Here is an 8,783-nt window from a genome sequence, read left to right as displayed (position 1 = left end):
GTTTCCCGAGCTTTATATACAGTTTTACCGCCCGAATGCGGTCTTCGTATGAGTACATGAACTACCTTCAAGTAGTCCAAGTTCTGTCCGTACCTCCAAAATGAGGAGTATCTACCCGACGCTGACACCCGGTGCCAGTACCTTCTTGGGTGACGTGCCGTTGTGGTCGTTCTTGCTGGCCTCGCCTTCGCTGGCCAGGTGGTGGGTCAGTTCGGCGGCCAGCATGCGCTCAGCCAGCATCTTCTCGAGCTGACCGGCCAAGCCGGACTCTCCCAGAATGGACTCGGCATCCTTGTTCTGAACGGTAGCCAGCAACTGGTCAATCAGTTCGACCGGAAACGGTGGTGGCGCTTTCTGTTTTTTAGGCTTCTTGGTGGTCATTACGTCGGTCATGGAACATCCCTTTCGGTATTATTTCATGACCCCGCTTTACACAAAAATCTTGACAGGCTCGTTTCGCGGGTAGAACGGCTCCATTTTTAGTCGCCCGAAGAACCCTTCACAAGCAGCATCGTCGGGTGAGCATTTTTTTTACGCACAATAGCCGCTCGCTGATAGTTAACGCACCCTGCCCATCGCCGCTAAAGGGGACTTGCCACATAAATCATTCATCGAGCCGTACACGACTTCGATTCCATATCAAGTATGCGAGCTTTATAGCAAAGCTCTTTCATCTTCACTTCTGTGAGTGTCCCACTCGAGTCAATGGAGTTCGGCTACTGTCTGTGATTTTTACTGCTGTCCGGGTTCAGTTAGCTTTCCATTATCAAAAGTGCGTCACCACTTGTCGGCGTCTTGGCCGGGATCGTGAGACGATATAATAAGATTGATACGTTCTGTGCTTGGGCCAGATTCACTGCTGCTGTCTCGCGGTTTTTTATGTATATCTTGCCCTTGAGTTTCGAAAAATCCCTGCCTAAGTTTCTTAATCGTGCAAGATGTCAGCATATAATTGTCAAAATAACCTCAAGAGCACAAGTGCTATTTGATTGCCAACTAGGTATTGCATTTGAACTTGTCATTAATTGCTTGGGATAGCAAAACCGAAAGATCATGCACTGGTTGAGAGGCGAACAGGTTATTTGATCTAAGCAAATAAAAACGAAGCATTCTCTTTTCCTGATTGATCGCAAGCCGCTTTAATACCCCTTGACGGAGACTTACGTCGACCTGGTACGCAGGAAACCAACCATAGCCGAATCCTTCACAAACTGCTGCGAGCGCTGCACTAGCTGACTGCATGACCCATGGCTGTTTATGAACAGCTTGTTCCGTACCGGCGCTTTCATCGACGACTTGAGGCAATTCGATGACAATCTCATTTTCGTTTGCTAAATCAAGTGGATTGACTTGTCTGTTAGATAGACACATCCAGTGGCTGGCGTGCGCAACAGGAATTAGTTCGATTTCGAATAAAAGTTTGCCTTCATAACCTAATGGAACACGTGTATTAATCGCTATGTCGGTGGTACGGTCAAGCAAAGCAGATTCAATTTGCAAGTTATCACCTTGGGTCAGCGAGAGATCGACATTCTTTAGTGCAAGAAAAGGCCGGATCGCGGCGAATAAGAGAAATTTAGGAAATTGCAGGTGAACAGAGAAACGAAGTTTATTTACTGGTTTTGATTGGATGTCCTTCACATAGGATTCAAGATCAACGGCTTCTTGCAACAAGGCTTGTGACCGGTTCAACAATTTTAACCCATGGTCAGTGATGCGTGCTTTCCTACCTTCAATTTTTAATAGGGAAAAACCGACCTGCTCTTCCAATTTAGCAATAATATAGCTGACTGCTGGCTGGGAAATCTCTAGTAATGTTGCTGCACGTGCATAACTGCCACATGAAGCCACTGCATGCAAAACACTCCATTGTTTAGTGGTGATATGTGTGCTCGGCAATCTTTTTATTAATTGAATCCGGTCTTTACTGGCATTTGTGTGCAAATCTATACTAGGCGGCTGGTTTGACATTTAAACACCCCGTGCAAATATTTGTGTGAGCTATCAAATCTAGAGAGGTATTAACAAATAGAAACGGTTGAAACTGATTCTTGTTGCAACGCATCATTTTTCTTTTGCGATACTTTCTCTGAAACCATTATGACAACGTCGATAAACGCGAAACCATCTATATTTGGCAGTATATTAACTTCGTCGCACACTAACTTCAATTCTAATTTTTATAATGTCGCATTGCAGCAAAATGAGTAGGGATAAAAGAAACTGGTATTTTGATTTTGAGAAGCATTGACATAAAGTAAGAGAGGCTAGAGACAGCGTCACTACGCTGTGACGGTACTGGCTTTGCGGATACAACATGGTGTGAGTTCGGCAAGAGAGTAAACGCTGGCAAAATTAGTGGTTCTGAGTTCTTGCAACAAGATTTTAAGAGTGCTATTGATAAAGATGGCCGTATAAAACTTCTGTCCGTGAATGGCTCCAGTACGGCCCTTTGCAGTGCTTGAACCGTGTACGGTGAAAGTCGCACACTCCGTTCTTAGGAGGTGGTGGCGTAGTAATACGCCGCTGTTACGCGCCGGTTCAGGTGTAGCATTGGTTAGGCTGGCTATCTCGGGTTCCTCCTTCGATGCATAGACAAACAGAAGGATCCTCCTACTCGTGTTGGCTGACATTCTGCAAGTACTATGCCAAGGGAATTCGTAATTTCTGCCGCCATCTCGTCGTTCTGGGCGCAACATAGGACTTCTTGCGGAACCAATGTTGCCATTGACGGCAGCAAGTTTAAGGCCCTCAACAATCGTGAAGGAAACTAAGCTAACGCCAAACTATAACGCCGCATGCAGGAAATCAAATCAGTATCGCACGTTACTTGCGCGAGCTTGACTCTGCCGACCGTCAGAGATCTGAGTTGGCACAGCTACGTATCGAAAGATTGCAAGAGAAGATCGCGGCATGGAAAGAGCAACTGCAGGTGATGAAGCGAATTGAGGTATAACTCAAAGATGCGTTCGACGGTCAGACATCGTTGAACGACCCAAACGCGCGCTTGATGAAGGTGCGTGGCACCGGCATTGTTGGATATAACGCACAAGCGTCAGTAGAAACACAGCACCATCTCATCGTTGCGCATGAAGTGCTCAACACCGGTATGACTCCAGATCCGCTCTCTGCCATGGCTTCTTGTCCGACCGATCTTTCCGCCTTAGCCGATCGTCGGCTCCGAATTGGGCCCGGGAGCCCCGAACTCGGCATTGATGATCTCGACAATTCGGTTCAGGACCTGCTCCGGAATGTATGCATACTGTTTGCGCCGGTGATTCGAGAGCACGCCGTTGTTTCCCTTTACCATCCGGATCAGGGAAGACACATCCTTTTGCGGCAGGTCGAACTCGCGATCGATGGCGCCAAACGCCTTGTCGTAACCGCGCAGGTAGGCCAGTTCATTCGGAATCTCCTGACCCACTGCCTGCTCGATCATGCGATGCAAGAATATGACTTCACGATCTGCCTGAAAAAATCGGTAGGAGCGGCTGTTTGCCGAGTTGATGATGTGCGGCTCGTCGTCATCCCGCCGGTAATCCCACAGCACGCGCGTCGGCTTTGAGAATTTGGTCAGTACTGCATGATAAGCCGGTATGTTTTTCATGATAACGGCCGACACCGGGATGATGATGTCGTCTTCCAGCACCCCAGACTGCGCGAGCACCTGATGGATCATGAACCGGTGCAGGCGACTGTTGCCGTCCATGAATGGGTGCAAATAAACAAACCCAAAGGAAGCGCACGCCGCCTTCACTAACAGATCAACGCCCTTGCTGCTGTAGTTGACAAAAGCTTCCCAGCCATGCATCGCGCGGCGCATGTCATCGGGTGCTGGCGGGAAGTAGCTGATACGGTTATGGCTATATGTAAGCCAGTTCTGCTTTGTGCGATAAGAATTTTCCTGACTAAATGCATCACGCACGATCGCGTTTTGCAGCTCCACGAGCCAGGTTTCCGTTACGGCCGTTTTCTCGCTAGCGCGCTTGATCAGCTGGACAAATCGTTCTTCCTGAGAGCCGGTCGGCATTTCCCGCTCGATCGCGAAGCTGCTGCGTGTCTCCGACAGATACAAATACTGCACCGCCCGATCGTAGAAATCTTTCCCATCCGGATCATCGATGATTGCTGAAGCTTCCTGGAGCAGTGCGTCAAGATCGGACGCGCCACGAGCGCGCTTTTACGCACGACGGGACAGAAATCACCCGTGCCCAGCGCATTGTCATCGATGCGGTAGGTCTGGTTGCGCGTGGCAGACTTTGCCACCACATATTCCTTAGGCGGGAAAAGCGCAACGTATCCCACGGTCGGCGATACGCCGCCTCAAGAATTTTGCCGGTCAGCCACTCCCACAGAAAGCACGCGCGCCGGATGTATTGCCCGTTAGGTGCTTGCCGCAGTCGGGTAATCAAGTATGCTGGTTCGATATGCTCGAACGCTGCATCAATGACTTCCAGATTGAGCCCTTCGTGACCCAGCGCGAACTCCAAATGGCCAACGAGCGTGTTTTCAATGGCGACGCCGCGTGGGAATAGGATCTACGTCGCCGTCTCCACCCGACGGTTGACGGCTGAGGAAAGCGCCGCGCTCCGGGCAAGCGGGCGCACCGCCAATTTCAGATGATCACTAAGATATCGGTAACCCAGTCCGCTTCCTACTGCCATCATTGCCTCGAATTTTTATCACAGTTTTCGAAATTTTATCAGCAGACTGATCCCACGAAATATTTATTCGAAATTTCCTCAGCTGGCGGGGCTAAAGCTCCACCATGCCCGAGAAACGGAACGCCCCACTAGAAGTTAACTTCATGCAACTTACATTTTTGACCGTCACGACCGCATAGGAAGGGAATGCTCGGACCGATGAAATGAGGGCTGCTACACAGATTCACTGAGCAATAGGAGAAATCGAGGGGCAATCACGCTGCGCCGAGGGGCTGCGTGATTGACATGTTTTCTTTTTCCCTATTGCAAGGTACAATGGGTACGTGGAGGCAAGCCGTATCCACAATCCTAAACATGCATTCCCTTAGCCGCTATAACAGCGGCTTTTTTTATTGGATGACCATGAGCTTGTTCGGACGCGACTTCGACTAGGACGATACAGGAACACGGTCGATGACGGGCGTAGATCAGCCAGTCCACCTCCTCTGCCTGGCCATCATCCGGGTCAGTAAGGAAGCGCTGCGCCATATTTTAAAGTGCATCGTGCGACGCAAAACGCCGCGTTAGCTGCGCCGGCGGCATTACGTGTCGTTCAACGCTGATCGGCCGCCTGACTTTGCAGCCAGGATAAGGGAACGATTGCGCGCCAGAGTTGGCGATGCTGATCTTCAATGAAACGCATTCTCATGATTACCCTAGATGCCCACGACCTGAACGACCAGCCTGATTAAGGCAAGTTTATTCTGCGACGGACCTGGCAAGTGCGGCACCTTCTCCTCCCCAGTTTGTCCGGCAACCGCCGGTCCTTGTCCTTTTTTACCTTGCCTATCGTCCACCTTCTATGGCGTCACCGGGTTGGACCGTAATCCATGGCGCTGTTTGCTTTCCAATTCCCTGTTGAATACGTTCAGACACCGCTCGGTGCAGAGCTTGTTAACGGCTTCTATTGTGTTGAGGGCGTACTCGATACTGGCACCTGCACAGGGGCAGGCTAATGTTTAGATCTTGCGCTTCATCAAGCCTGCGCGCGTTACAAAAGGTTACATTCAATTCCATCGGTTGCAGTCCGGAAATACTGAGACACCAGATTTACCGCGGGGAGGTGTCAGCCACTGTCTGTGAGAAGCGCATGGCCGCATCGCGGCGTCGCATCAGCCCAGGAGGATACATGATTTTAATTTTGACAGCACAGTCTGAGGTATCGGCACGGTGTACAACAGGGTGGATGGGAAACGACACGGTCGTGACCATCGCAGACCCCATGCGGCTGTGTGAAACCGCCCGGCACTTAAAACCGTCTTTACTGTTGATCGATGCGGTTCTCGTCTATCCAAGTCAGCTGCATCTAATTGAACAGGCGAAATTGGTCAGTCCTCGCAGCAGAATATTGCTATTGAATGTCCCAGCCGACAATCACATGGAACACGCATTGCTCAGAGTCGGCGCGCGCGGTTGCTGTCCTCCGGATGCAAGTGTCCAATAGATCACAGGCGCCGCCGCCGCGGTGATGCAGGGGGAATACTGGATCCGGCGCAGCCTGATCTCGTATTTGCTGGATCGGCAATTGATCGCGATGGATCCCCCCGTACCATGCGTTGCTGAAGGCGGATCGCTATTGCGTGAGTTCACGCGGCGTGAAGCCGATATCGCCGTGCTAGTCAGTCAAGGGTTCAACAATAAACAAATTGCACGCAGGCTCGAGATTACCGAGCGTACCGTCAAAGCGCATTTGACAGGAATTTTCCGCAAGGCGGGGGTGACTGATCGATTATCCCTCGCAGTAAAAATCGGGATGGGGAATATTCCAGCAACCCACGATGATCCATTGATGCCTCACGGTCTTCCGGTAGCGCAGTAAGGCTACCGTAAAATCTCGGCATGCGCCGCTTTTGGTCGATGCCATCGTCGCACTGTCAACAGGCTGCTATTGTAGCCCGCGGTGCGCCGCCCTTCTACATGTCAACGCTACCGATCACCGCCGTTGCCTTTTACTTTTCGCCGGTCGATCGCGATGCGACAATTAGGCCAAGCTGTCCGGCCAGGATGAAAGCCAAGCAGCGTTATTGTGACTATCAAACCCCTAATCAGGGCGCGCCTGCTGCTGGACACATCGCTCTTTGACCGCCAATGCAGCACCTATCCAGCCGCCGACGAAATCAATTCGGGCCCACCCTACCGGCTTGCTATCGCTCTACGCTGACCATGTAGGTGGGCGAGCCTTTCGGCTCCTGGGGATGGAGGTGGTGGATGTGGCAGGCATGCCGCGCCGGCCGGCGAAGTCAGTGGAGGACCATACTGGCCAGGTGCTGCACCTGCAATGTGATTGCGGATGCGCGCGGTCACAACTGAAGAAGCTAGGTTCTGGCTAAAGCAGATCCTTCGCGCCAAACTGAAACCGACGCAACGCTGTCATTGAAGCGACGCTCTCGCACCCACAAGCCTGAATCAACGGCCCCACAGTTGCACTTTTGGATGTTGCTGCAGGCCGGGTGACAATGCCACCAAGACCATATGGCGCTGGATGAGTGGAGGTAACCATCGGATAGGACGGATCCACGTAGAATGCGCCCAAGACACGCCATCTTTCGTCGCGCAAGCGGCTTAGCGGTAGTTGGCGGATTCAAGTCTGAAGTGCAACGGCTTATTAATGGGATTGTAACTGGCTCATAAAGACCTGATGTGGTGTTTTGAATCCGAGGCACTTCCTTGGTCGGTGGTTCAGGCTATACGTTGCCAGGGCAATGTCGCTGGCTGTGATGCCGTCAAAGCTCATTTTCTTCGGGAAGAACTGGCGAATCAACCCGTTCATGTTTTCATTGGCGCCTCGCTCCCATGAGCAATACGGGTACGCAAAGAAGAACTGCGCGTCCAAGTCCTTCGCAATACGGGCATGCTGAGAGAACTCTTTCCCGTTGTCGGAAGTCACTGTATGGACACAGTCAGCCAACGGCGTCAGCAGTGCGATCATGGTGTCCGCTACCTCTTGGGCGGTCTTGCGGTCGACCTTACCGATCAAGCTGTAGCGGGACTTGCGCTCGTTGAGCGTCACCAGCGCTTGCTGTTGTCCGGCGCCGATGACCAGGTCGGCCTCCCAATCACCGTAGCGCCCACGTTGGTCAACAACATCTGGTCGCAGATCGATCGAGACTTGATCCACAATGACGCCACGCCGTTCCCGCTGGCCATACCGCTTTTTACGTTGCTTCTGGCATCGCAAGCTCTTGTGCAAGGTGCCGCCGGCGCGCTTGTCGGCATAGATGTGCTGATAGATGCGTTCATGACTAACGTTGGGCATGCCACTGGCCTTCAGATAGCCGCAGATCTGCTCCGGGCTCCATAGCTGCCCCAGCTTGATGTCGACGAAGTCCCAGGGGTGCTTACTGATGCGCTTGCCGTTGTCGTTGCATCGTCGTGCCACAGCTTGCTGGTGAGCCTGTGCTGGGCGGTAGCCCCGCTCGCCACGGTTACGCCGCAGTTCCCGACTGATCGTCGATTTGTGCCGCTTCATGAGCTTGGCAATATTGCTGCTGTCATGTCCCGCCTTCTTCAGTATGTAGATCTGGTATCGTTCGTCTTGGGTGAGATGTGTGTAGCGCATTCCGGGCAACTTCGACTTGGCGGTCTTGGGGTTCGGATGCTACTGCATCTTCCCTCCCGCCTTAGTTCTTCAAGTTGCACTTCCCGGTTGAATCCGCGGTTTGTTGAACTCAGAAATACACGTTAATACCGACTCCTTTCCTTGACGTGTCAAAGAGCATATCGAATTCGCACGGCAGGGGCCGGGTGACGAACGCGCGCCAGCAGTGCATGAGCCAATGCACTGGAACTAGCCAGGCCCGCACCGCACGTAAGGCTTTCGTCCACCTGGGTAGGCTCAACGGTATGGCTCGATCGGTTTTTTTTCCGATCCCCATTCTGGTCCGAAGGTAACGCTGGTTGCTGTGCGCGATCCAACAGGCGTACTCGATTACCTTCATGCCACCAGCAAAAGCTAAACGCACAATACACCAGGATCCAGTGACGGCGAATAGCGCGATCACTGCGCACCATGAAATCGGCCCAGCCCAATTCATCTTTGGTCTGCTTGTAGCTTTGTTCAATCCAGTTTCTTAATCCATA

At 51.9% G+C, this 8,783-nt stretch carries 4 protein-coding genes and 2 pseudogenes; 1 reads left to right on the top strand and 5 read right to left on the bottom strand.

Annotated features, from left to right (window positions below; translation table 11 throughout):
* Window positions 1–129: 129 nt before the first annotated feature.
* The 3 genes and pseudogenes from IGW03_RS36555 to IGW03_RS38580 form a co-directional block, all read right to left on the bottom strand.
* Window positions 130–393, bottom strand: a pseudogene (locus tag IGW03_RS36555) (IS256 family transposase); the annotation flags it as partial.
* 603 nt (window positions 394–996) lie between these two features.
* Window positions 997–1,971, bottom strand: coding sequence for a LysR family transcriptional regulator (locus IGW03_RS36550; protein ID WP_194727297.1), 975 nt, complete (start codon window positions 1,969–1,971; stop codon window positions 997–999).
* A 1,192-nt stretch (window positions 1,972–3,163) separates the two neighbouring features.
* The gene (locus tag IGW03_RS38580) at window positions 3,164–4,084 is read right to left on the bottom strand and encodes a Fic family protein (protein ID WP_323745069.1); all 921 of its coding nucleotides are present in this window, start codon (window positions 4,082–4,084) and stop codon (window positions 3,164–3,166) included.
* Window positions 4,085–6,171: 2,087 nt separating this feature from the next.
* Between IGW03_RS38580 and IGW03_RS36540 the strand changes: the two genes are divergently transcribed.
* Window positions 6,172–6,522, top strand: a complete 351-nt coding sequence (locus IGW03_RS36540) for a helix-turn-helix domain-containing protein (RefSeq protein ID WP_194727296.1) — start codon at window positions 6,172–6,174, stop codon at window positions 6,520–6,522.
* 786 nt (window positions 6,523–7,308) lie between these two features.
* Here the strand turns inward: IGW03_RS36540 and IGW03_RS36535 are convergent.
* Together IGW03_RS36535 and IGW03_RS38575 are read right to left on the bottom strand one after the other, a co-directional pair.
* Entirely contained in the window at window positions 7,309–8,262 is a 954-nt protein-coding gene (locus IGW03_RS36535; protein ID WP_194727295.1) for an IS30 family transposase, read from the bottom strand.
* Window positions 8,263–8,411: 149 nt separating this feature from the next.
* A pseudogene (locus tag IGW03_RS38575) lies at window positions 8,412–8,783 on the bottom strand (IS701 family transposase); the annotation flags it as partial.

The organism is Noviherbaspirillum malthae, from assembly GCF_015352985.1.
GTDB lineage: Bacteria > Pseudomonadota > Gammaproteobacteria > Burkholderiales > Burkholderiaceae_D > Noviherbaspirillum > Noviherbaspirillum malthae.
The sequence above is the reverse complement of the archived record's forward strand: the minus strand, read 5'-3'. Positions and strand labels throughout refer to the sequence as shown.